The organism is Corynebacterium lizhenjunii (genome assembly GCF_011038655.2).
GTDB classification, from domain to species: domain Bacteria; phylum Actinomycetota; class Actinomycetes; order Mycobacteriales; family Mycobacteriaceae; genus Corynebacterium; species Corynebacterium lizhenjunii.
In genome coordinates, this window is record NZ_CP064954.1 from 401,706 (window position 1) to 423,999 (window position 22,294).

A 22,294-nucleotide genomic window follows, 5' to 3' on the forward strand; every position below is an offset into this window, starting at 1 on the left:
CTCGCGGGGAAGAACTAATCAGCCTGCGCTGCGGGAATAAACCGCGGTGCAGGCGCTGGCTCATAGTGTCCGGGCACGCTCGGGTCTGCGAGACGGTAGACCCCGCGGGCGGCCAGGTGCGGGTGGTCCAGGACCTCGGCGGGGGCCACAACTTCGCTTACGCAGGCATCACTGCCGGCGAAGTGGCGCGCCCACTGCTCCTGGGTACGGGTGGCAAACACGCGGGCAAACGCCGCGCGGACAACCGGCCAATGCTTCTGCGCGTACTGCGGGTAGGCGCCGAGCTCTTCAGTCAGCCCCAAGCGCTCAAGCAGCTGGGCATAGAATTGCGGCTCAATGGCGCCAACGGCCATGTAGCGGGTATCGGCGGTCTGGTAGACGCGGTAGAAGGGCGCACCGCCGTCGAGCAGATTGCTCCCGCGCGGGCCCCACTGGCCGGCGTTGCGGAAAGAATGCAACATCGCAGTCAGGTGCGCGGTGCCATCGACAATCGCGGCATCGACTACGCAACCGCGCCCAGTACTGCGCGCCTGCAACAACCCGCCCAGCAGGCCCGCTACCAGGTACATGGAGCCACCGCCGAAGTCGCCCATGAAATTAATCGGCGGCACCGGGGTGCCATCCGCACCCGCAATGGGCTCCAACGCCCCCGCGACCGCAATGTAGTTGATGTCATGGCCCGCCGTGTGTGCCAGGGGGCCGTCCTGGCCCCAGCCGGTCATACGACAGTAGGCCAGGGCGGGGTTGGCGGCGTGGGCATCGGCAGGCCCCAGCCCTAAACGCTCCGCAACGCCGGGACGGAAGCCTTCGATGAGGGCATCGGCATGCTCTAGCAGCTCCAGCACCTGCGCCCGGCCTTCCGGGGACTTCAGATCCGCCACCAGGGTGTCCTGGCCGCGGTAGAGGATGTCATGGGGGATGTCGCTATCGCCTTCGGGGCGGATAATGCGGGTGACGTGGGCGCCCATATCGGCAAGCACCATGGCGGCGAAAGGCCCAGGGCCAATGCCGCCAAGAAACACCACGCGCACGTCTTGCAAGGGAGTCTGCATACAAAACCTCCTGTACGATTTTGGGTGTAATCGTACAGGAGGCTGCTGGCCTGCGGGGCCGGTTTTGTGCGGCTGGGGTACGCGGGGTGTGGGGTGGGACGCGTTGGCCAGGCGTGCCTGAGGCTAGTGGGATGGAAGAAAACGGCGTGCAACGGCCCCGCCCCGCAAGCTAGCGTACGACAGGCAGTCCCTGGGCTCCCCACTCGTCCATGCCGCCGAGCACATTGATGGTCTCCCACCCCAGGGAGGCCTCAAGGTATTCGCACACCCGCTGGCTGCGCCCACCCAGGTGGCAGATGACGTAGATGTCGCGGTCGGGGTCAATTTCGCCAACGCGCTGCGCCAGCTCGCTCATGGGAATGAGGGTGGCGCCGGGGGCGTGCTCGGCGTCCCATTCGTGCTGCTCGCGCACGTCGATAAGCTGGGCGCCGGCCGGAACTTCTGTGGGCTGTACGTTTCGCATGGCCACCAGCCTAGAGCAGCAAGCCCGGCGCAGCTTACCCGGCGAAGCTAACCTAGCGCGGCGCGGCCGGGGCAACCAGCGCAGCCAGTACTGCCAGCCCAGCCAGGACAGTCTCAGCGCGATAGGTACTCCAGGATGGCCTTGACGCGTCGGTTATCCTCGCTGGGGTCCAAGCGGAGTTTGCTAAAGATATTGGATACATGCTTGGCCACCGCAGCCCCGGAAAGCACCAGGTTGGTCGCTATCTCTTTGTTGGATTGCCCGCGAGACATCAGCTCCAGGACCTCGCGCTCGCGTGGGGTGAGTTCCGCCAGGCCGCTGCGCCCCGAGCGCATCAACGCTTGGGCCACCGTGGGGTCTACCACCGTGCCGCCCTGGGCCACTACTTGCAGGCTGGATAGAAAGTCCACCACCTCGCTAACGCGGTCTTTGAGCAGGTAGCCGGTGCCAGCCGTAGTGGTGTCAAACAGTTCTACCGCATACGCCGGGGCCACGTATTGTGATAGCACCATCACCGCCAAGTGCGGGAACTCCTCGCGCAGGGATACGGCGGCTTTGAGGCCATCATCGGCCATGCCCGGGGGCATGCGTACATCGGTAATCACCACGTCCGGCAATCCGGGCCCGGTCCCTGAACCCCCGCCCGCCCCCGAAGTCCCAGCGCACGCCCGCACCACCTCTACCAGCTCTTCGGCAGTGGCAGCTTGGCCAATTACCCGGTGGCCTTGGCGCTCCAACAAACCAGCCACGCCCTCGCGCAGCAAAGCAGAATCATCCGCTATAACCAACGTCAATCCCGTGTGTTCACTGCCCACTACGCTACTGCTCCCTACGCCACTGCCCACTACGCCACTGCTCACTGCACCACCGCCGTTTCTCCGCGTTCTAACAACAAAGGAATGCTACCCGCCACCCGCGTAGGCCCACCGTTGGGGGAGGAGACCTCCACGCTCCCGCCGAAAGCCTCCAGGCGCTGCGCCATCCCCGCCAGCCCATGGCCGGGAATCAGATGCGCGCCGCCGGGGCCCTCATCGACAACGGTGATGTGGAGGGCGGCATCGGCAGTCACCAGCACACTAACCGGCGCGTCAGGAGCATATTTCAGCGCATTCGTCACCGCCTCCGTGGCAAAGAAGTAGCCCGCCGCCAGCACGCTGGGGGAAAGCTGCGGCAAGGGGTGCGGGGCGTGGATGCGCACGTTGGGGAAGGCGGCATCGGCAAGCGCGGCCACCAACCCATGGTCAGCCAGCACCTGCGGGTGGATGCCATGGACCGTGGTGCGCAGGGCCCGCAGGCCAGCATCAATGTTGTCCTTCGCCGCGGCAATCAACTCTGCGGTAGGACCCGTGGCAGTAAGCTGGGCCTCGCCCAACTTGATGCTGGCTGCGACCAGGTACTGCTGGGCGCCATCATGCAGATCTCGCTCAATGCGGGCCCGCTCGACCTCATAGGCGTCTGCAATCGCGCGCCGAGAGGCGGTGAGCTGGGCAATAATCTCCGCCTGGCGGGCCTCATTACTGCGCGTATCGCGCTTGCGCTTCCACATAGGCTCCCAGGGTAGTGCCTGCACGACCCCAAAAATACCCAGGGTAGTGCCAGCACTACCGAAAAGATCAGTGCCAGGGCTGTAGCGCGCCGGGCGCCCGCGCGGTGAAATGGAGCCATGACACTTTCCGTTCAAGACATCACGAAAGACTTTGGCGGCGGACCCGTGCTGGCGGGCATCACCCTGGACATTGCCCCGGGGGAGCTGGTGGCTGTGATGGGGCCCTCCGGCTCCGGCAAGTCCACTCTGCTGCATTGCATGTCCGGGGTGCTTACCCCCACCGATGGCACTGTGCGCTACCGCGACCTGGAGCTTTCTTCGCTTGCCGATGCCGCCCGTTCCCGCACCCGCCTGCACCACTTCGGGTTTGTCTTCCAAGACGGTCAGCTGCTGCCGGAGCTGACCAACCTGGACAACGTGGCGCTGCCTGCCATGCTGTGCGGTACCAGCCGGGCCAAGGCGCGCCGCAAGGCGCAGCAGCTGCTAGACCAGCTGGGGCTGGGGCCATTGGCGGGGCGGCGCCCGGGGGAGATTTCTGGCGGCCAAGCCCAGCGCGTGGCCATTGCCCGGGCGCTGGCCGCAGACCCGGACGTGGTGTTTGCCGATGAACCCACCGGCGCCCTAGACCAATCCACCGGCCATGAAGTCATGCAGCTGCTGACCAGCGTGGTACGCCAATCCGGGGCCAGCCTGATTATGGTCACCCATGATCCGAAGGTGGCCGAGTGGATGGGGCGCAGGGTTGAAATCCGCGATGGCCTTATCCATGCCGATAGCCGCCAGCCGGGCCGCAGCGGCGCCGAGAGCTAGAGAGGAGAGTAAGCAATGCTTGAGTTAGCCCTGCGCGGGCGCACCGGCGTGGTCAGTGCCCTGGCGGTATTGAGCATGGCAGTGTGCTCGGCGATTGCCTTTTTGGTTGCCGGCGGGACCTGGATGTTCTGGCAGCGCGCCCAACACGTCGAAGACGCCTCCCCGGCGCTGCATGAATACTTAGAGCGCTACGGTGGCGTCCTGGACTTTTGGCTTTACCTGGCCGTTTTTGCGTGCGCGTTCCTGGTTCCGGCGGTGTTTAACCTCACCGCGCAGTCTGCGGTGCTGGGAGCCTCTGGGCGCGAGCGCCGCCTGGCCACCTTGCGCCTGCTGGGGCTGAGCTCCCGGCAAGTGGTGCGCCTGGCCGTAGTAGAAACTGCGGTGCAGTCGGTAGTGGGCATCGGGCTGGGATGCGCGGCCAGTGCGCTAGCCGCCCCGCTGTTTACGCACCTGAGTTTCCAAGACCGGCCCATTCGCTTAAGCGAAATCCTCTTGCCTTGGTGGGGATACCTCGCGGTGGCCGGGGTGCTCTTCGCACTGTCGCTGGCCGCAGCTTTTGCCGGTATGCAGCGCGTGCGAGTCAGCCCCCTGGGGGTGGCGCGCCGGGAAATGCCCAAGGCGCTGCGGTGGTGGCGCTTGGCAGCCTTCGTTGCAGCGGTGGCGGTAGGCGGGGTGGTGCTGAGCGGGTTCAGCATCACTGGGGAAACCATTGGGGTGCTGTTTATGCTGGGCATTCTGGCCACACTTGTGCTGCTGATTAACCTGGTCGCACCCTTCTTGCTGCAGGCCGGCGCCTACCTGGCTGCGCTATTGCCCGGGACCGCGCATCTGGTGGCATGCCAGCGCATTGGTGCGAATGCGCGTGTGGCCTGGCGGCGCGTGGGCGCGATTGCCTTCTTTGGTTTCCTGGCCGGCTACCTGGTGGCCGCACCCCTGGGCGAGGACGGCCTGACCCTGGCCATGCGCGAGGAAGCAACCACGCTGATCATCTTCACAGACGTTTCCACCGGCGCGCTTCTGACCCTGGCCTTTGGGTTTATCCTGGCCGCGATGTCTATCTTCCTGGGCCAGGTCAGTGCGGTCTATGAGGACGCCAACCTGCACCGCAGCCTGAGCCTGATGGGTCTGCCGCGCGGCTTCCTTACCCGGGTGTCCGCCTTGGAGGTCATGGGCCCGGCCATCGCTTTGAGCCTGTTTGGCTTTGCCTTTGGTGCTCTGATGGTTACCGTCATGTTCGACAATGCCGGGGACATCGACCTCGGCCACCGCATTGCCACCGCCCTGAGCATCTTGGCCGTGGGTTGGGTGGTCTCCGCCGGCGCAGTCTTGGCCGCGGAGCCCCTGCGCTCCCGCGTGCTGCGCCAGGGGGTGCGCCGCGAATAAGCTCCGACCTGGCGCTTCACCTGTGAGGCCAATTGCCCGGCCCCAATCGTCCGGGGCGCTCTCAACCCCCAGCAGAGAGCGCTCCCAACCCCCGGCGGCGGGCGCTACTGACGCCCGTTTACTGGTAGCGCGCGACGGCGTCGGCGTGAATCTGCTCCGCTTCTGCCTTGTTGCCCCAACCAGAGCCGGTGACTTCCTTGTTGGGCTCCAGGTCCTTATAACGGGTAAAGAAGTGCTCGATTTCGTCCTTGAGGTGCTGCTCCACGTCCTCGATGTCCTGGTAGCGCTCCCAGCGCGGGTCATCGACCACGCACAGCAGCTTGTCATCCCCGCCGGCCTCATCCGTCATCTTGAACACGCCCACAATGCGGGCCTTGACCACCACGCCCGGGAAAACCGGCTCCGGCAGGATGACCAGGGCATCGAGCGGGTCGCCGTCTTCACCCAGGGTGTGGTCAATAAAGCCGTAGTCAGCCGGGTAGGCCATGGGGGTAAACAGGTAGCGGTCCAGGTAGACCTTGCCGGTCTCATGGTCCACCTCGTACTTATTGCGCGAACCCTTAGGAATCTCGATGGTTACTTCAACGCTCACAGCGCTTACCTCCAGTTAGTGGTGCAATGACTTTCCCGCAACAGCATACCCGCTAGGGTAGACACGATGAATAACAAGCGCGTGTGGTGGGCAACCGCCCTCCTCCTTAGTGGTGCCGTGGCTGCCACCGCGACTGCCGGGGTGGTCTCCCAGCGCGATGTTTCCCGCGCCCCGGCCTTCGAGGTGCCCACCCCGCCGCCGTTGCTGGCTCCCGCTGAGCCTGCCGATACCGCGCTTGCCGATGCCCCCCTCGACTCCGCCTTCCAGCCCGACAAGCTGGGCACCTTTGGGGGGCTGGTGATTAATACGCATACTGGCCAGGTGGTCTGGGAGCGCGACGGTGGGCGCCCCTTAGTGCCGGCGTCGGCTACCAAGGTGCTCACTTTGGCTGCCGCGACGTGGGAGCTGGCGCAAGATGCGGTTATTCGTACCCCGATCTTCATCGGGGACGATGGCGTGGTGGTCGTTCGCGCCGCCGGTGATGTGTGGATGACTCCGGAGGCACTGGACCGCGCTGCAGCGCAACTAGCCGCCACCGGAAAGACAATGACCGCCGTGCACGTGGACACCTCCGCCTGGAGTGGCCCAGCGCAGGCTAGAGGGTGGGATCCGGACAATGTGGACGAGGGCTTTGTCGCGCCCCTCGAACCGGCGATGATCCACGGTGGGCGCCTGGGGGAGTCCACCGGCGATGTGCCGCGCAGCCATACCCCGGCCGCCGATGTGGCCCGGGAGTTGGCCGCGCGCCTGGGCGTGGCGGAGGCAGCCGCGTCTGCCGGCGAGCAGGCGGGCGCAGGCGACGGCGCGCCCGCCCCGGACGCGACCATCGTGTCGCCGCCGTTGTGGCAGCGCGCACAGGAGGCGATGAAGCACTCCGATAACGTCATGGCAGAGGCCATCGGCCGGGAGCTGGCCACCGCGCGCGGCGCGGAGGCGAGCTTTGCCGGGTCAGCGGCAGAAACGCTGGCGGTGTTGAACAGCCACGGTATCGACACCGCTGGCGTGCACCTGGAGGATAACTCTGGGCTCTCGCCCGATAATCGCATCCCACCAGCGGTGCTAGCCCGCGTGATCGCGGCGGCGGTTGCCGATCCGGCCGCGCGCCCCGTGTTGGGCTACCTGCCCGTTGCCGGTGGGGAGGGCACCTTATATTCGCGCTACGGTCAGCTACCCGGGCGCGGCTGGGTGCGGGCCAAGACCGGCACGCTCACCGATACCTCCGCCCTGGTGGGCACCGCCGTTGGCGAAAGCGGCACGGTTTATGCCTTCGCGTTTTTGAGCAACGACTCCGACATCCTGCTCGCGCGCGCAGCCCTAGACCGCCTGGCCAGCGCGCTGGTCACCGATAGGCCATAGCTATGAGCACGGGAAACGCCATGTGTAGCGGGAATTCTATGCACAGCGGGAATGCACTGCGCGGAGCTACAGCTGCGCGCAGTGGTCAACCCTTCTGGCCGCGGCGCAGCCCGCACTTCGCCCGCCTGCGCGCCCTGGTACGCCCGGTGCTCGCACACGCCCTGGACCAGTATCCGCGTGTGGGCATTGGGCTCTCCGGGGGCCCAGACTCCCTGGCCCTGACCGCCGCCGTGGCCGCCGAGACCTCCCGCGCCATAGCGCTGTGCGTGGACCATCAACTCCAGCCCGGATCGCGTGCGGTGGCCGAAGCCGCCGCGAACCAAGCCCAGCAGTGGGGGATAGACGCCCGCGTCATTACCATCGACGCCGGCAATAGCGAAGCCACCGCGCGCACCGCCCGCTACCGCGCCCTGGGCGCAGCAGGCATCCCCGTACTCGTGGCACACACCGCCGAGGACCAAGCCGAAACCCTGTTGCTGTCCGCCCTGCGCGGGCACGCCACCGGCATGGGCTCGCGCGCCCACATCGAAGGCTGCACCGTGCTGCGCCCGCTGCTTTCCGCCCGTCGCGCCGATACCCTCGGCGCCTGCGCCGAATTGGGCCTACGACCCTGGCACGACCCCCACAACCAGGCCGCCAACTTCCGCCGCGTGCGCATCCGCCGCGACGTCATCCCGCTGCTCGGCGAAATCCTGGGAGGCGACGCAGTAGCCCCCCTGGCCCAGGCCGCCACCGATATGGCCGCTGACCACGACACTTTGGCCACTGCCGCCACCAACGACTGCGCCCAACTCGCCGCCATGGCCGAACCCCACCGGCGGCGCGCCATCATCGCCTGGCTGGAAACCCAGGGGGTAGAGCCATCGCGGGAGGCGATAGGGGGCATCGGCAAGCTGTGCACCCACTGGCACGGGCAAGGAGGCGTGGCAGTAGCCGGGCAGGCAGGGGGCGCAAGGTTGGAAGTAGCCCGCATTGGTGGCAAACTGGCACTGCGAACACAACACTAAAGGAGCAGGCATGCATGACTCTAAAGACTTCAACGTTCCCGCCAACCCCTACGGCAGCGATGTTGAAGCCGTCCTCATCAGCGAAGAACAGATAGCCGCCCGCATCCAAGAAATGGCAGACGCCGTCTCCGAGCGCTACCGCGACAGCGGGGACCTCATCCTAGTCTGCGTGCTCAAGGGTGCCGTATTCTTCCTCTCTGACTTCGCGCGTGCGCTGTCTATCCCCTCCCAACAAGAATTTATGGCCGTGTCCTCCTACGGCAACGCCGCGTCCTCCTCCGGCGTGGTGCGCATCCTCAAAGACCTCGACCGCGACATTGAGGGCAAGCATGTGCTCATTGTCGAAGACATCATTGACTCCGGCCTGACGCTGAGCTGGCTCATCCGCAACCTAGAAGGCCGCCGGCCCGCCAGCCTGGAAGTCGTGTCCCTGCTGCGCAAGCCGGAAGTAGTCAAAGCCGACATTGACCTGCTGGAAGTTGGCTTTGATATTCCGCACGAATTCGTGGTGGGCTACGGTCTCGACTACGCAGAAAATTACCGCGACCTACCCTTCGTGGGCACCCTGAAGCCGGAGATTTACGCAGACTAGTAATGAAGAACTCCAACATTGTGCGCTACGGCGCCATCGGCGCACTGGCGCTGGTGATGCTCTACGTCTTTACCTTCTTTAACAACGACGCCCGCAGCTACACCCCCGTAGAGACCTCCGTGGCGCTGAGCCAACTCAGCGAAGGCAACGTCGAAGAAGCCCAGATTGATGACCGCGAACAACGCGTCCGTCTAAAGCTGCGCGAGCCAATCACGGTGGAAGAGCGCGACGGCGTAGAAGAAATCATGGCCAAGTACCCGGCCCGGGCCACCGCGGAGGTCTTTACCGCGGTCAAGGACTCCGGGGCGGAGAAATACCAGACCAAGGTCACCCAGGAGTCCTTCCTGGGCTCCATGCTCAGCTTCATCCTGCCGATGTTGATCGTCTTCGGCTTGCTGTTCTTTATGATGTCGCGCATGCAGCAAGGGGGCATGTTTGGCATCGGGGCATCGAAGGCCAAAGAACTGACCAAGGACATGCCCACTAACACCTTTGCCGACGTCGCAGGCGCCGACGAGGCCGTAGAAGAACTCATGGAAATCAAGGAGTTCCTCGAAGACCCCAGCCGCTACCACGAGCTAGGCGCCAAGATCCCGCGCGGCGTGCTGCTCTACGGCCCGCCCGGTACAGGTAAAACGCTGCTGGCACGCGCCGTGGCGGGGGAGGCCGGAGTACCGTTCTTCTCCATCTCCGGTTCCGACTTTGTGGAGATGTTCGTGGGCGTGGGTGCCTCCCGCGTGCGCGACCTGTTCAAACAAGCCAAGGCGCAATCGCCGTGCATTATCTTTGTCGATGAGATCGATGCCGTGGGCCGCCAGCGCGGCTCCGGCACCGGCGGCGGGCACGACGAGCGCGAACAAACCCTCAACCAGCTGCTGGTGGAAATGGACGGCTTTGGCGACCGCGAAGGCGTTATTCTCATTGCCGCCACCAACCGGCCGGACATCTTGGACCCCGCACTGCTGCGCCCCGGGCGTTTCGACCGCCAAATCCCCGTGACCAACCCGGACCTGGCCGGGCGCGAGAAGATCCTCGAAGTTCACTCCAAGAACAAGCCGCTGGCCAAGCACGTGGATGTGCGCGAACTGGCCAAGCGCACCGCCGGCATGTCCGGCGCGGACCTGGCCAACGTGCTCAACGAGGCCGCGCTGCTCACCGCCCGCGTGGGTGGCAACGTCATTACTGCCGATGCCCTCGAAGAAGCCACCGACCGCGTAGTCGGCGGCCCGCGCCGGCAGTCCAAGATCATCTCCGAGCATGAAAAGAAAGTCACCGCCTACCACGAAGGCGGCCACACCCTAGCCGCGTGGGCCCTAAAAGACATTGAGCGGGTCTACAAGGTCACCATCCTTGCGCGTGGGCGCACCGGCGGACACGCCATGACCTCCCAAGAAGACGACAAAGGCATGTACACGCGGGAAGAACTCTTCGCCCGCATAGTCTTTGCCATGGGTGGGCGCGCCGCAGAGGAACTAGTCTTCGGGGCGCCGACCACGGGGGCATCGTCAGACATTGAGCAAGCCACCAAAATTGCGCGCGCCATGCTCACCGAATACGGCTTTAGCCCCGACCTGGGCACCGTCAAGTACGGCCAGGAGCAAGGCGACCCCTTCGGCTACGGTGGCATGGGTGGCAGCATCGACTACTCCGATGCCGTGGCGGCGCGCATTGATGAGCAGCTGCGCTACCTGCTCGACCGCGCGCACGAAGAGGCCTACTCCATCCTGGCCGAATACCGGGACTACCTCGATGCGCTGGTTGAGCTGCTGTTGGAGAAAGAGACCCTGCGCCGGCCCGACCTGGAGGGCGTGTTCGACGGGATTGTCCCGCGCGCTGCTACCGCAGTCTTTGATAACGCGCGCTTCCCGCGCCAAGCCGGCCGCGAGCCCGTGCTGACCCCCGTGGAACAAGCCCAAGCCCGTGGCGAAGAACTGCCCAAGCGTGTGACCCTTTTGGACGCCACCCGCGCCGCACGTGAACGCCGCCTGGCTGGCCAACAGGTCGAAGGCGAGTATGGCTTTAACTTTGGCCAGCACGCCGGCGACAACACCAGCGACGACACCGGCGACGCTGACGCCCGCCCGGCCGCCCCCGCTGGCGGCGGCGCTTCTGACGTTGACTCCGCCCGCCCCACCGGCGGCGCCCCCGCCCGCCCCGAAGACAGGGAGATCTGATGACTTTTGATCAAGCCCGCGCGGAAGCGGCCGTGCGCGAATTGCTATTGGCGGTGGGGGAGGACCCGGACCGCGAAGGACTGGCAGACACCCCGGCCCGCGTGGCGCGCGCCTACAAGGAAGTCTTCGCCGGCCTGCACACGGACCCAACGGAAGTCCTAGCCAAGACCTTCGCGGAGGACCACCAGGAGCTGGTGCTGGTGCGCGACATTCCCATTTACTCCACCTGCGAACACCACCTGGTGCCGTTCTACGGCATGGCGCATATCGGCTACATTCCCGGCAAGGACGGCCACGTAACGGGGCTGTCGAAGCTGGCCCGCCTGGCAGACATGTACGCCAAGCGGCCGCAGGTCCAGGAGCGGCTGACGTCCCAGATTGCCGATGCCCTCGTAGAAAAACTCCACGCCCAGTCCGTCATTGTGGTCATTGAGTGCGAGCACTTGTGTATGGCTATGCGGGGTATCCGCAAGCCGGGCGCGACCACCACCACGTCAGCCGTACGGGGTGGGTTCAAGACCAACGCGGCATCGCGCGCGGAGGTCATCAGCCTCATCCGCGGCTAGTCCCGCCGCGTGTGCCGGATGCCCGCCCAACTCACCTCCCAAGGAGCTCGTTTTGTCTCACACCCGCGTCATGGGAATCCTCAACGTCACTGCTGATTCTTTCTCCGATGGCGGCCGCTGGCTGGACCCCGATGCCGCCCTGGAACACGCCCGCCGGCTGATGGCCGCGGGGGCGGACATCATTGATGTGGGCGGGGAGTCCACCCGCCCGGGCGCAGCCCGCGTGGACGCCGAGGTGGAAATCCAGCGCGTGGTGCCCATCATCGCGGCGCTGCATGCTGAGGGCATCCCGACCTCTGTGGACACCATGCGCGCGGCCACCGCGGCTGCGGCAGTCGAAGCCGGGGTCGGTCTGATCAACGATGTTTCCGGCGGCCTGGCAGACCCAGACATGTTCGCCGTGATGGCGCAGTCCCAGCTGCCTGTGTGCCTGATGCACTGGCGCACCAGCGTCTTCGAGTCCGCCGCAGGTGCTGCCGATCACGGCGGCGATGTGGTGGCGGATGTACGCGCTACGCTGGCCGATTTGGCCGCCCGCGCCCAGGCCGCCGGGGTGGACCGTAGCAACATCATCGTTGACCCCGGCCTGGGCTTTGCCAAGACCCCGGCGGAGAATTGGGCCCTGCTGCGCGCCCTGCCCAGCCTCAGCGACCTGCCGATTCTCGTTGGCGCCTCCCGCAAGCGCTTCGTCACCGCCCTGCGCGCCCCCGTGTCTGCCGATGCCGCCATTCCCGCCATCTCCGCCGATGCCCCGGCCCACACCCCCGTGGCTTCGGCCGACACCCCGGCGCCTGCCGCCGTGGCCTCGCCTAGTGGGACTACCCACCCGGCGGACCCGGCGACCGCGGCCATTAGTGCGCTATCGGCGCATTATGGCGCGTGGGCGGTGCGCGTGCACGACGTTGCCAGCTCCCGCGCGGCGGTAGATGTCGCCGCCGCGTGGGCCGGTGCCGTGCCCGGAACAACCTCGGCACTGGGGGCTACGGCGGCACCCGCAAACACGGCATCGGCAAGCACGGCTGCACAGAGAACTACAAAGGAGGAACCATGCGCATAGAACTCAACGGGCTTGAATGCTACGGCTACCACGGCGTTTTCGCGGAAGAAAAGCGCACCGGCCAACCCTTCATCGTCGATATAGTCTGCCAGCTGCCGGACGCGGTCGATGATGACCTGGCCACCACCGTCAACTACGCCGAGTTGGCGGATGTGGCCGCGAATATCGTGGAGGGCCCAGCCCGCGACCTGATCGAAACGGTCGCCGCAGAGATCGCCACCGCCGCCCGCGTGGCGTTCCCCCTGCTGGAATCCATCGAGGTCACCGTCCATAAGCCTCAGGCGCCCATCCCGCGCACCTTTGCGGACGTCTCTGTGACGGCGAGGCGATGATGCGCGCCGTACTTTCCATCGGATCCAACATGGGCAACCGCCGCGCATTGCTGCAGACGGTGTTGGATGACTTTGCCGCTGAGACGGTTGCGGTCTCGCCCTTTTACACCACCGCGCCGTGGGGAGTGGAGGACCAGGAGGATTTCCTCAACGCGGTGCTCATCGTGGACGTGGACCTTACGCCGCTGGAGTTGTTGCACCGCGCGCAGGCGTTAGAGCAGGCTGCCGAGCGCGTGCGCCAGCGCCGCTGGGGGCCGCGCACCCTTGACGTCGACATCGTGGACATTGAGGGCTATAGCTCGCAAGACCCAGTGCTCACCGTGCCCCACCCGCACGCCCATGAGCGGGCCTTCGTCCTGGTGCCGTGGCTGGCCATCGACCCGGACGCCACCCTGGCGGGCGTGCCCATAGCAACCCTGGCCGCACAGCTGGATGATGCCGTGGAGGTCTCAGACCCCCTGGAGGAAGCATGAAACGCACCCCCATCCTGGGCCTAGCCGCGGCCTTCGGCTTCATGTTTGCCGCGTCGTACATTGTCATGCCGGTGCTCTATTCGCGCCTACCGGAACCAGTCTCCTTTACTATGTGGGCCATGACGGTGGTGTGCGCCGTACTGGCCTGGCGGGTCAAGCGCGCCGGTGAGCACGGCATCGGGCTGGATAACTCGCAACTTAACCCCATCACTGTCGCTAACTTCATGCTGGTCGGCCGGGCTTCTGCCTGGACGGGGGCGCTGGTTGGCGGGGCAAGCGGGGGCATCGTCATGTATGCAGGACTGCAGTCAGGCGCACTGAGCAGCGTGCTGGGCGGGGTGGCCATGGCCATTGCCGGTGTGGTCCTGGAGCGCGCGTGCGAAGTGCCTCCGGTACATTAGTGAACATGAGAAACGATCGCGGCCTTGTTGCCTTGGTAGTGCTGGCGATGGTGGCCAGCATCATCATGCTCATTTCCGGCTCCGCAATCGCCATGAAGTTGGCGCTCGTGGCGGCGCTGTGGGCCGCCGTTCTGGGGCTCTTCCTCGCCACCCGCTACCGGCGCGAGGCTCAGGAGCAGCGCCGCCAATTTGCTCTTGAACGTGAGCACTTTGAGCAGCAGCAGGAGCCTTCCGATGCCCTCGCCGACATCAAGCGCGAACTCGACGCCATCCGCACCCAGCTTGAAGATCTCTCCGGCCGCGACTTCACCTACGAGCCCGCCGCGCTCTACGCCCAGGCCCGGCGCATTGAGGAGCTGGAGTTCACCCAGACCTCCAGTGGCGCGCCGTCTGCGGATGCCATCGCCGGGCGCATCGGCTCCCAAGACCCCGCCCCGGTGAACTACATTCCAGAGCCTGCCGATACCCCCGTGCCCGACTCCTTCCCTGGCCCGTCCGCAGCCCCTTCCGCAGCCCCGTCTGCAGCCTCCGCGCCTGAACCCACGTCAGACTCCACGCCTGACTTTGCGTCTGGGGCCGAACCTAGTCTGGCTGCTGCGGTACACCCCGCGCCCGGGGCCGATGCTAACCCAGCTGCTGCGGTTCACCCCGCGCCCGGGGCCGATACTAACCCAGCTGCTGCGGCTCACCCCGCGCCCGGGGCCGCACCCGCCGCACGCGACTCTGCCCCCGCTGCGCCGCGCTTCGATACCGGCTCTTTCCAAGCCGTCAAGTGGGACGAGGGCGGTCGCCGCCGCAGCGACTCCCACCGGGAGGGCAGCGTCTCCGTCGCAGAGCTCATGGCCAACCTAAAGAAGGAGAAGTAGTGCGCATAGCCACTGTCGGTGGTTCAGCTTTGGCGTATGTTCTGCTCAATAGCGGCCATGAGTTGGTAGAGGACCTGGATTCGGCGGAGTGCATTATCCTCCAGGCTGATCATGATGAACTGCCAACTCTGGTAGAAGAGGTAGCCCCGCACGTGTCCAAGGGCGACATCGTGATCCATACGTCGCTCACTCATGGGCCGCAGGTCTTAGACCCGGTGGAGGTGCGTGGGGCGGTGGTGGCCTCGGCGGCGCAGTTGCGGCCGGACACGTGGGGTGTTGAGGCGCTCGACGAGGTCGGCCTGACCGTGGCGCAGGTGCTGATTTCTGATTCCGGCGGCAATGTCATCGAGCTTTCCGGTGATACTCGCGGCCCCCTTATCGCCCGCGTCGCCTATTCCAATATCACCTGGTATCTGGCCGCATGGGCAGAGATGGACGTGGTACAAGAAATTAGAGGAGTAGACGTTCCGCTTTTGCCGGAAGTGTTGCCGGGGGAGATCCGGGAGGCGTACCGCTACATTGAGGACATCGGCCAGCAACAAGCCTATTCGGATGTGGTGCGCTTGCTCACGGAGCGTGGAAAGTTGCCGGATTTTAGGTGGACAGGGATGGAATGGCAGGAGTGAGTATGAGCGTTGAGGTGGTGCATGACGTTGAGCGCATGCGGATGATTTCTTCGGCGTACCGGAAGTTGGGCAAGCCGGTGCATGTGGTGCCCCTGGGTGCCGGGATTCATGCGGGGCATTTGAGCATGCTCCACGCTGCCGGGCGCACACCGGGCGCGGTGGTGGTTGCCACTGTCGATGCCCCTCTGGACACCCCGCCGCAAGGCGCAGACGTGGTCTTCGTGGTCCCGCGCGTTGCTGGTAGTACCCGCGTGGTCCCGGAGCCTGGACTGGAGCCGGACCTGACCGCGGACCTGACGCACATTCTGCGGGTGGTGAACTTGGTCTCGCCTACGGGTGTCTTTGTGGGGGAGAAGGACTACGAGCTGCTCAAGGCCCTCCATGTGGCGTGCCGGGATTTAGGTCTGGCGGTGCGGGTCTTCGGCGTGCCCACTGTGCGTATGCCCGATGGTGTGGCCATGAGCTTGCGTAATGCCCGCGTTTCTCCCGATGCCCGCCCCCAAGCCACCGCGCTTTCCGCCGCCTTGACTGCCGGGGCCCACGCGGGTGTAGATGCCGCACGCGCTGTCCTGGAGGCCGCCGGTGTCGAACCGGAATACGTTGAAGTCCGCGATGGCCGCTTGATGGTTGCCGCGAATATCGGCGGGGTGCGGCTTATCGACAATGCCGCCATCGACCCAGAGCAGTACCCCTCCCTCGCCGACTAATCCTTGCTCCGCAACGCCTCCCTGCGCGCCACCGCGACACTCCGCCGCTGTGTTTTGGTGCGGATTTGGCTCCGTGCAGGTGCGCTCGCACGTCTGGCCCCTTCCGCGCGCTTTTTCGTCGTCGCGGTTGGGGCTGTGTGCTTTCCGATGCCGCCAGCTTCCTACCTTCAGCTTTCCGGTGGCGGCGTTGCCTGTCCGTAGGCTTCCGGTGGCGGCGTTGCCTGGTGGTGGGCATCTGGCGGGGAGTTGGTGGGTGTGGCTGATGGTGGTGCCGCTGTGGGCCGGGTTTGTATTGGTGGGGCGCCACCGGGTGCTTGCCACCCAACCCCGGTACCCATGCGTACCATCCGGCCTCGGGTTATTGGTATGCCGTCTGGCGGGTGGTCCTCATTGGCACCGTTATGATGCGGACACAACGGGGTCAGATTTGACATGTTGGTCTGGCCACCCTGGTTCCAGGGGTGGATGTGGTGGATCTGGCACTTATCAAACGGCAAGTGACAGCCTATCCAGGAGCATTCGGCACCTTCGGCGAGTAGCAATAAGCGTTGCTTAGAGTTAGCGCTACGCGAATAACGGTACAAATCCAGAGGACCATGCTCACGCGATAGCGCTGCGATAAACCCATAGTCCAGACACAGGCGTTCCAGGAGGTCTTTGCCGGTGAGGATGGCGCCGTTGGAGGCGCGGACGCGGATATCGGCATCGGTAGGATAGCGGCCGGGGTTGTGCATCCGGTCGACGAACTCACAAATCTGATCAATGTAGATGGGGATGATTGGGATGTAGCGTTGTTTGCCAGCACCCCCGCCCCTGAAGGCTGCCAGGAAGCTTTCTACTTGGTCTTGAGGGTCAACCACGGCGTGGACGTCCATAATGTCGACAGACTTGCCCGTAGCTTTCAGCGTGGCTAGCCCATTAGCGTGATGGGTAAGGCTTACGCCTTCTTTAACCTCGCGCGGCTTGGCTAGTTTCTTCAACTGCTCGCGGGCAACGGCCTCGATTTGTGCGGCAGGCGTCTTGCAGAGTTTGACGCGCAGTTTCCATTTGCCGAGCTTGTCACTAACCCGCTTGGTTTTGGACTCGATGAAGTCTAAGGCTTCAGCAGAATGGCCTTGGCTGCGGGCAGCGGTTAGGGCTTTGTATTGCAAGCCGGTAAACGAGGTCTGTCCGTAGTAGGTGTTGTACAGCGTGACGTACTTGCGTGCGACAAACGGGCACAGCCCATTTGCGGTGAGGTCTTCGACGCTGTGGCCGGCGAATCCGGCCAGGGCGTCGATGACGGGGCCTTGGCCCGCAAGTAGTGTCTCGAAGTTCATGCCACCGAGAATAAGCACTCTCGCGGGAGGTTCGCAAGGGTTATCGGAAAATTGTCCACTCGAGTGTGCAATGAGGGTAAACTTTGGGACGATTTACCGATGGTAATGGGGGCACCCACACGGGGGTAGCGCACTTACGGCGCACATGCGGGATTGTGGTCGGGGTGTCGGCGCCAGGTCGCGGAAATGGGTCACGCGTAGGCTCCAGGTGATCGGGATGGCGGCCAGGGTGTCGGCGCCGGGTCGCGGAAACGGGCCACGCGTAGGCCGGCCGGCGACCGTCATGTTCGGTCGGGCCTGGGAGACAGTCGGTAGGGATGGTGGGCCCGGTGCAAGCGTCAGATGGCGGGGATGGCGCGCTGGGTGTGGGCACCGGATGCCGGGGTGGGGTGCCGGCGTTGGGCGGCGGGGGCATCGGCAGACTAGGACTTGGGATGTTTGGGGATGGCCAGGCCAAGAAGGAAAAGCAGCACACCGGCGCCGAGCAGCCACCAGCGCCACGGCGCGGTGCTGGGGAACTGGGAGGTCTGCGCCAGGAGATTGGCGGTGTCTTCCTCGGAAAGGGAGCCGGCGAAGCGGAGGATGTCGCCGGAGTCATCAAAATCGCGGATTTGCACGTCCAAGTCCACCAGCAGGCCGGTGGCCTGGTCCACGTAAAAGTCGCGGGTGGCGGAGTGCTGCATGGTGCCGATGGGGGTGGGCTCGATGGCCTGGTGGTAGCGGTAGACGGTGCGGCCACCCAGCTCGAGTTCCTCCTCGAAGACGGCGGGAGCGGTGCGCCGGATGGTCTCGTCGAAGACATCGTAGGAGGTCTTTTGGGCGTCGGCGGGGAACTTCCACCACAGGCCGTCTATGGCGACCTTGCTGGTAGGGGTGGCCAGAGTGTGGCTCAGCGACGCGGGCCCGTGCGCGGTGCCGTCCACACGGTCGAGGGGATAGCTCCAGACACTGGCGGTAATCAGGCGGTCGGCCTCTGCTTGCATGCTTGAACGCATGAAGCTGGAGCCGACGCGGAGGGTGACCGAGGTGGTATCGGCAGGCTCTTGGAAGCTTAAGTGCCACTGGGCGGTGACAGGGACGTCAAGCTGGCGGTCCAGGACGCGGGTATGGGCCTGGGCGTCTGTGATGGTATAAGTAGTGTGCTCGAGATCGAGTGGCAGGACGGGCTGGGGGGTTGGCGCGGCAATGCCGGCCGCGATGCACGCGGCGCCCACGCCGATCAGAACGGGCAACATAATGGTCCATCGTACCTGGACTTTTCGCGGCTTTTGTAATAAGCTAGTTTGTTGCGCTGGAATCGCGTCCGTACACCGTCTATACACCTTGGCCAAAACCCCATTTGACAAGGTGATTTTGTGGTCTCTACGTGGTTCCACAGCAGACCGAATTCTACCAGCGGTTTCGGGCCAGTCGCAAAAAGTGGCTGTTCCCCGGTTCCGCGTGAGGTGCTGGAAGGACCCATCTTGGCAGTCTCGCGCCAGACTATACCTGGAAGCCCGAAGCGATACTCGTTCGCGAAGATCAGCGAGCCCATCGCCGTCCCGGGCCTCCTCGACGTTCAACTTGATTCTTTTGCCTGGCTCATTGGTACGCAGCAGTGGCGGGAGCAGCAGCAGGAACTGCGCGGGGCTGATGCCCGCGTGACTAGCGGCCTGGAGGACATCCTGGAGGAGCTTTCGCCCATCCAGGATTACTCCGGCAACATGTCCCTGTCGCTGTCGGAACCGCGTTTTGAGCCGACGAAGTACACCGTCGATGAGTGTAAAGAAAAAGACATTAATTACTCCGCGCCACTCTATGTGACCGCTGAGTTCATTAACAATGACACCCAGGAGATTAAGACCCAGACGGTGTTCATCGGCGATTTCCCGATGATGACTGAGAAGGGCACCTTTATTGTCAACGGCACCGAGCGTGTGGTTGTCTCCCAGCTGGTGCGCTCCCCGGGTGTGTACTTTGACCGCTCCATTGATAAGTCCACGGAGCGCCCGCTGCACGCGGTGAAGGTGATTCCTTCGCGCGGCGCGTGGCTGGAGTTTGACGTGGATAAGCGCGACACGGTGGGCGTGCGTATTGACCGCAAGCGCCGTCAGCCGGTAACGGTGCTGCTCAAGGCCCTGGGTTGGTCTGAGGAGCAGATCCGCGAGCGCTTTGGCTTCTCTGAGCTGATGATGTCCACCCTGGAGTCCGACGGTGTGGCCGGCACGGATGAGGCCCTACTGGAGATTTACCGCAAGCAGCGCCCGGGCGAGCAGCCCACGCGCGACCTGGCTACCTCCTTGCTGGAGAACTCCTTCTTCCGCGCCAAGCGCTACGACTTGGCCAAGGTGGGCCGCTACAAGGTCAACCGCAAGCTGGGCTTGGGCGGTGACCACGATGGTCTGATGACTCTGACGGAAGAAGACATTGCCGTCACCCTGGAGTACCTGGTGCGCCTGCACGCCGGCGAGCGGGAGATGAAGGCCCCCAATGGGGAAATGATCCCCATCAACACCGACGACATTGACCACTTTGGTAACCGTCGTCTGCGCACCGTGGGTGAGCTGATCCAAAACCAGGTCCGTGTGGGTCTGTCCCGCATGGAGCGCGTGGTGCGCGAGCGCATGACCACTCAGGACGCGGAGTCCATTACTCCGACGTCGCTGATTAACGTGCGTCCGGTGTCTGCGGCTATCCGCGAGTTCTTCGGTACGTCCCAGCTCTCGCAGTTCATGGACCACAACAACTCCTTGTCTGGTTTGACCCATAAGCGTCGCCTGTCTGCGCTAGGCCCGGGTGGTCTGTCCCGTGAGCGCGCAGGCATTGAGGTCCGCGACGTGCACCCGTCTCACTACGGCCGCATGTGTCCGATTGAGACCCCGGAGGGTCCGAACATTGGTCTGATTGGCTCGCTGGCGTCGTATGCCCGCGTGAACGCCTTCGGTTTCATTGAGACCCCGTACCGCAAGGTCATTGACGGCAAGGTCACGGACCAGGTGGAGTACCTGACGGCGGATGAGGAAGACCGCTACGCCATCGCGCAGGCTGAGGTTGAGCGCGAGGCTGACGGCACCATTACCGCAACCCGTATCGAGGTCCGTTTGGCTGGCGGCGACATTGGCGTGACCGATGCCGCCGGTGTGGACTACGTTGATGTCTCCCCGCGCCAGATGGTTTCCGTGGCTACTGCCATGATTCCGTTCTTGGAGCATGACGACGCTAACCGTGCCCTGATGGGTGCCAACATGCAGCGTCAGGCTGTTCCGCTGGTGCGTTCCGAGGCCCCGTTTGTGGGCACCGGTATGGAGCAGCGTGCGGCTTATGATGCCGGCGATCTGATCATCGCCCGCAAGGCTGGTGTGGTGGAAAACGTTACCGCGGACGCGATCACCATCATGGATGATGAGGGCATTCGGGACACCTTCTTGCTGCGCAAGTTTGAGCGCACCAACCAGGGCACTAACTACAACCAGACCCCGTTGGTCAACCTGGGTGACCGCGTGGAGGCTGGGCAAGTGCTTGCCGATGGCCCCGGTACCCACAATGGTGAGATGTCCCTCGGCCGCAACTTGCTGGTGGCATTCATGCCGTGGGAAGGCCACAACTATGAGGACGCCATCATTTTGAACCAGCGCATTGTGGAAGAGGACATTTTGACCTCCATCCACATCGAGGAGCATGAGATTGATGCTCGCGATACCAAGCTGGGCTCGGAGGAGATTACCCGCGAAATCCCGAATGTCTCCGAGGACGTGCTGCGCGACTTGGATGATCGCGGCATTATCCGCATTGGTGCGGACGTGCGCCCGGGAGACATCCTGGTGGGTAAGGTCACCCCGAAGGGTGAGACAGAGCTGACCCCGGAGGAGCGCCTGCTGCGCGCCATCTTTGGTGAGAAGGCCCGCGAGGTGCGCGACACCTCCATGAAGGTCCCGCACGGTGAAGTGGGCAAGGTCATTGGCGTGGCCCGCTTCGCGCGCGATGAGGATGACGAGTTGGCGCCGGGTGTTAATGAGATGATCCGCGTCTACGTTGCCCAGAAGCGCAAGATCCAGGACGGCGATAAGCTGGCCGGCCGTCACGGTAACAAGGGCGTGGTGGGTAAGATCCTGCCGCCGGAGGATATGCCGTTTATGGCGGATGGTACCCCGGTGGACGTCATTTTGAACACCCACGGTGTGCCGCGTCGTATGAACATTGGCCAGGTGCTGGAAGTGCACTTGGGCTGGTTGGCTCATGCTGGTTGGAAGGTCGATGTTGAGGATCCAGCTAATGCTGAGTTGCTGAAGACCTTGCCTGAGGAGCTTTACGATGTCCCGGCAGGCTCCCTGACTGCCACCCCAGTGTTCGATGGTGCCACCAATGAGGAGGTTTCCCGTCTGCTGGCCTCCTCGCGTCCTAACCGTGATGGTGATGTGATGGTGGATGCTGACGGCAAGGCTCAGCTCTTCGACGGCCGCTCTGGTGAGCCTTACGCGTACCCCATTTCTGTGGGCTATATGTACATGCTCAAGCTGCACCACCTGGTGGATGAAAAGATCCACGCCCGTTCCACTGGCCCGTACTCCATGATTACCCAGCAGCCGCTGGGTGGTAAGGCTCAGTTCGGTGGCCAGCGCTTTGGTGAGATGGAGGTGTGGGCAATGCAGGCATATGGTGCTGCCTACACCCTGCAGGAGCTGCTGACCATCAAGTCGGATGACGTGGTGGGCCGCGTGAAGGTCTATGAGGCGATTGTCAAGGGCGATAACATCCCGGATCCGGGTATTCCGGAGTCCTTCAAGGTGTTGCTCAAGGAACTGCAGTCCCTGTGCTTGAACGTGGAGGTGCTCTCCACTGATGGCACGCCGATGGAACTGTCTGGTTCGGATGATGACGATATGGATGGCGGGCCGTCTTTGGGCATTAACTTGTCCCGTGACGAGCGTTCTGACGCCGACAACATCGCCTAAGAAACTTATTAAGCCATCAATTCCTCACTGCGAGGATGAAA

The 22,294-nt window shown here is 64.2% G+C and carries 22 protein-coding genes; 15 read left to right on the forward strand and 7 right to left on the reverse strand.

Annotated features, from left to right (window positions below; translation table 11 throughout):
• Positions 1-14 precede the first annotated feature (14 nt).
• The 4 genes from G7Y31_RS01905 to G7Y31_RS01920 form a co-directional block, all read right to left on the reverse strand.
• Positions 15-1,052, reverse strand: a complete 1,038-nt coding sequence (locus G7Y31_RS01905) for a CaiB/BaiF CoA transferase family protein (RefSeq protein ID WP_165008746.1) — start codon at positions 1,050-1,052, stop codon at positions 15-17.
• Between the two features lie 169 nt (positions 1,053-1,221).
• Complete coding sequence (locus G7Y31_RS01910; RefSeq protein ID WP_165008744.1) at positions 1,222-1,515, reverse strand: rhodanese-like domain-containing protein; 294 nt, start codon at positions 1,513-1,515, stop codon at positions 1,222-1,224.
• Positions 1,516-1,628: 113 nt separating this feature from the next.
• Complete coding sequence (locus tag G7Y31_RS01915) at positions 1,629-2,309, reverse strand: response regulator transcription factor (protein WP_165008949.1); 681 nt, start codon at positions 2,307-2,309, stop codon at positions 1,629-1,631.
• A gap of 62 nt (positions 2,310-2,371) precedes the next feature.
• Positions 2,372-3,061 (reverse strand): sensor histidine kinase, encoded by a 690-nt coding sequence (locus G7Y31_RS01920; RefSeq protein WP_165008742.1) that lies wholly within the window; start codon positions 3,059-3,061, stop codon positions 2,372-2,374.
• Between the two features lie 117 nt (positions 3,062-3,178).
• Between G7Y31_RS01920 and G7Y31_RS01925 the strand changes: the two genes are divergently transcribed.
• Positions 3,179-3,871, forward strand: coding sequence for an ABC transporter ATP-binding protein (locus tag G7Y31_RS01925; protein WP_165008740.1), 693 nt, complete (start codon positions 3,179-3,181; stop codon positions 3,869-3,871).
• A 15-nt stretch (positions 3,872-3,886) separates the two neighbouring features.
• On the forward strand, positions 3,887-5,254 hold the full coding sequence (locus tag G7Y31_RS01930) for an FtsX-like permease family protein (protein WP_165008738.1): 1,368 nt from the start codon (positions 3,887-3,889) through the stop codon (positions 5,252-5,254).
• A 118-nt stretch (positions 5,255-5,372) separates the two neighbouring features.
• On the opposite strand, the gene G7Y31_RS01935 is transcribed toward G7Y31_RS01930, so the two are convergent.
• Complete coding sequence (locus G7Y31_RS01935; RefSeq protein WP_165008736.1) at positions 5,373-5,846, reverse strand: inorganic diphosphatase; 474 nt, start codon at positions 5,844-5,846, stop codon at positions 5,373-5,375.
• A 66-nt stretch (positions 5,847-5,912) separates the two neighbouring features.
• Here G7Y31_RS01935 and dacB point away from each other — a divergent pair, with 66 nt between their 5' ends.
• From dacB to G7Y31_RS01995, 12 genes are all read left to right on the forward strand, one after another.
• The gene (gene dacB / locus G7Y31_RS01940; RefSeq protein ID WP_165008734.1) at positions 5,913-7,202 is read left to right on the forward strand and encodes a D-alanyl-D-alanine carboxypeptidase/D-alanyl-D-alanine endopeptidase; all 1,290 of its coding nucleotides are present in this window, start codon (positions 5,913-5,915) and stop codon (positions 7,200-7,202) included.
• Positions 7,203-7,240: 38 nt separating this feature from the next.
• Positions 7,241-8,209, forward strand: a complete 969-nt coding sequence (gene tilS / locus G7Y31_RS01945) for a tRNA lysidine(34) synthetase TilS (protein WP_165008732.1) — start codon at positions 7,241-7,243, stop codon at positions 8,207-8,209.
• A 10-nt stretch (positions 8,210-8,219) separates the two neighbouring features.
• Positions 8,220-8,801 (forward strand): hypoxanthine phosphoribosyltransferase, encoded by a 582-nt coding sequence (hpt, locus tag G7Y31_RS01950; protein ID WP_165008730.1) that lies wholly within the window; start codon positions 8,220-8,222, stop codon positions 8,799-8,801.
• Between the two features lie 2 nt (positions 8,802-8,803).
• On the forward strand, positions 8,804-10,975 hold the full coding sequence (gene ftsH / locus G7Y31_RS01955) for an ATP-dependent zinc metalloprotease FtsH (RefSeq protein ID WP_165008728.1): 2,172 nt from the start codon (positions 8,804-8,806) through the stop codon (positions 10,973-10,975).
• The gene (gene folE, locus G7Y31_RS01960; RefSeq protein ID WP_165008726.1) at positions 10,975-11,541 is read left to right on the forward strand and encodes a GTP cyclohydrolase I FolE; all 567 of its coding nucleotides are present in this window, start codon (positions 10,975-10,977) and stop codon (positions 11,539-11,541) included. Before ftsH ends, folE begins: the two co-directional genes overlap by 1 nt.
• A gap of 70 nt (positions 11,542-11,611) precedes the next feature.
• Positions 11,612-12,598 (forward strand): dihydropteroate synthase, encoded by a 987-nt coding sequence (folP, locus tag G7Y31_RS01965; protein WP_165008947.1) that lies wholly within the window; start codon positions 11,612-11,614, stop codon positions 12,596-12,598.
• Positions 12,589-12,930 carry a dihydroneopterin aldolase gene (gene folB, locus G7Y31_RS01970; protein WP_165008724.1) on the forward strand — a complete coding sequence of 114 codons (342 nt, stop codon included), beginning with the start codon at positions 12,589-12,591 and terminating at the stop codon, positions 12,928-12,930. Before folP ends, folB begins: the two co-directional genes overlap by 10 nt.
• Positions 12,930-13,403, forward strand: a complete 474-nt coding sequence (gene folK / locus G7Y31_RS01975; protein WP_165008722.1) for a 2-amino-4-hydroxy-6-hydroxymethyldihydropteridine diphosphokinase — start codon at positions 12,930-12,932, stop codon at positions 13,401-13,403. Before folB ends, folK begins: the two co-directional genes overlap by 1 nt.
• A complete protein-coding gene (locus tag G7Y31_RS01980; RefSeq protein WP_165008720.1) occupies positions 13,400-13,804 on the forward strand; it encodes a DUF3180 domain-containing protein in 405 nt (134 codons plus the stop codon). The genes folK and G7Y31_RS01980 overlap by 4 nt, the downstream gene beginning before the upstream one ends.
• Before the next feature lie 5 nt (positions 13,805-13,809).
• Positions 13,810-14,670: a DUF6779 domain-containing protein gene (locus tag G7Y31_RS01985; protein WP_165008718.1), complete on the forward strand. Its 861-nt coding sequence runs from the start codon at positions 13,810-13,812 to the stop codon at positions 14,668-14,670.
• Positions 14,670-15,296: a Rossmann-fold NAD(P)-binding domain-containing protein gene (locus G7Y31_RS01990; protein ID WP_165008716.1), complete on the forward strand. Its 627-nt coding sequence runs from the start codon at positions 14,670-14,672 to the stop codon at positions 15,294-15,296. The genes G7Y31_RS01985 and G7Y31_RS01990 overlap by 1 nt, the downstream gene beginning before the upstream one ends.
• A gap of 2 nt (positions 15,297-15,298) precedes the next feature.
• A complete protein-coding gene (locus tag G7Y31_RS01995; protein WP_165008714.1) occupies positions 15,299-16,003 on the forward strand; it encodes a pantoate--beta-alanine ligase in 705 nt (234 codons plus the stop codon).
• Between the two features lie 167 nt (positions 16,004-16,170).
• On the opposite strand, the gene G7Y31_RS02000 is transcribed toward G7Y31_RS01995, so the two are convergent.
• Together G7Y31_RS02000 and pgfA are read right to left on the reverse strand one after the other, a co-directional pair.
• Positions 16,171-17,322 carry an HNH endonuclease signature motif containing protein gene (locus tag G7Y31_RS02000; protein WP_165008712.1) on the reverse strand — a complete coding sequence of 384 codons (1,152 nt, stop codon included), beginning with the start codon at positions 17,320-17,322 and terminating at the stop codon, positions 16,171-16,173.
• 422 nt (positions 17,323-17,744) lie between these two features.
• Positions 17,745-18,557, reverse strand: a complete 813-nt coding sequence (gene pgfA, locus G7Y31_RS02005) for a cell envelope lipid trafficking protein PgfA (RefSeq protein WP_165008710.1) — start codon at positions 18,555-18,557, stop codon at positions 17,745-17,747.
• A 210-nt stretch (positions 18,558-18,767) separates the two neighbouring features.
• Between pgfA and rpoB the strand changes: the two genes are divergently transcribed.
• Complete coding sequence (gene rpoB, locus G7Y31_RS02010) at positions 18,768-22,253, forward strand: DNA-directed RNA polymerase subunit beta (protein WP_165008708.1); 3,486 nt, start codon at positions 18,768-18,770, stop codon at positions 22,251-22,253.
• The last annotated feature ends 41 nt before the right edge of the window (positions 22,254-22,294 follow it).

Excerpts from the sequence above, each read along its gene's own strand:
- G7Y31_RS01920 (WP_165008742.1), bottom strand. The coding sequence starts at position 3,061 with ATGTGGAAGCGCAAGCGCGATACGCGCAGTAATGAGGCCCGCCAGGCG.
- folE (WP_165008726.1), top strand. The coding sequence starts at position 10,975 with ATGACTTTTGATCAAGCCCGCGCGGAAGCGGCCGTGCGCGAATTGCTA.
- G7Y31_RS01930 (WP_165008738.1), top strand. The coding sequence starts at position 3,887 with ATGCTTGAGTTAGCCCTGCGCGGGCGCACCGGCGTGGTCAGTGCCCTG.
- G7Y31_RS01905 (WP_165008746.1), bottom strand. The coding sequence starts at position 1,052 with ATGCAGACTCCCTTGCAAGACGTGCGCGTGGTGTTTCTTGGCGGCATT.
- G7Y31_RS01910 (WP_165008744.1), bottom strand. The coding sequence starts at position 1,515 with ATGCGAAACGTACAGCCCACAGAAGTTCCGGCCGGCGCCCAGCTTATC.
- pgfA (WP_165008710.1), bottom strand. The coding sequence starts at position 18,557 with ATGTTGCCCGTTCTGATCGGCGTGGGCGCCGCGTGCATCGCGGCCGGC.
- ftsH (WP_165008728.1), top strand. The coding sequence starts at position 8,804 with ATGAAGAACTCCAACATTGTGCGCTACGGCGCCATCGGCGCACTGGCG.
- tilS (WP_165008732.1), top strand. The coding sequence starts at position 7,241 with ATGCACAGCGGGAATGCACTGCGCGGAGCTACAGCTGCGCGCAGTGGT.
- dacB (WP_165008734.1), top strand. The coding sequence starts at position 5,913 with ATGAATAACAAGCGCGTGTGGTGGGCAACCGCCCTCCTCCTTAGTGGT.
- folK (WP_165008722.1), top strand. The coding sequence starts at position 12,930 with ATGCGCGCCGTACTTTCCATCGGATCCAACATGGGCAACCGCCGCGCA.
- folB (WP_165008724.1), top strand. The coding sequence starts at position 12,589 with ATGCGCATAGAACTCAACGGGCTTGAATGCTACGGCTACCACGGCGTT.
- hpt (WP_165008730.1), top strand. The coding sequence starts at position 8,220 with ATGCATGACTCTAAAGACTTCAACGTTCCCGCCAACCCCTACGGCAGC.
- folP (WP_165008947.1), top strand. The coding sequence starts at position 11,612 with ATGGGAATCCTCAACGTCACTGCTGATTCTTTCTCCGATGGCGGCCGC.
- G7Y31_RS01985 (WP_165008718.1), top strand. The coding sequence starts at position 13,810 with ATGAGAAACGATCGCGGCCTTGTTGCCTTGGTAGTGCTGGCGATGGTG.
- G7Y31_RS01980 (WP_165008720.1), top strand. The coding sequence starts at position 13,400 with ATGAAACGCACCCCCATCCTGGGCCTAGCCGCGGCCTTCGGCTTCATG.
- G7Y31_RS02000 (WP_165008712.1), bottom strand. The coding sequence starts at position 17,322 with ATGAACTTCGAGACACTACTTGCGGGCCAAGGCCCCGTCATCGACGCC.
- G7Y31_RS01995 (WP_165008714.1), top strand. The coding sequence starts at position 15,299 with ATGAGCGTTGAGGTGGTGCATGACGTTGAGCGCATGCGGATGATTTCT.
- G7Y31_RS01925 (WP_165008740.1), top strand. The coding sequence starts at position 3,179 with ATGACACTTTCCGTTCAAGACATCACGAAAGACTTTGGCGGCGGACCC.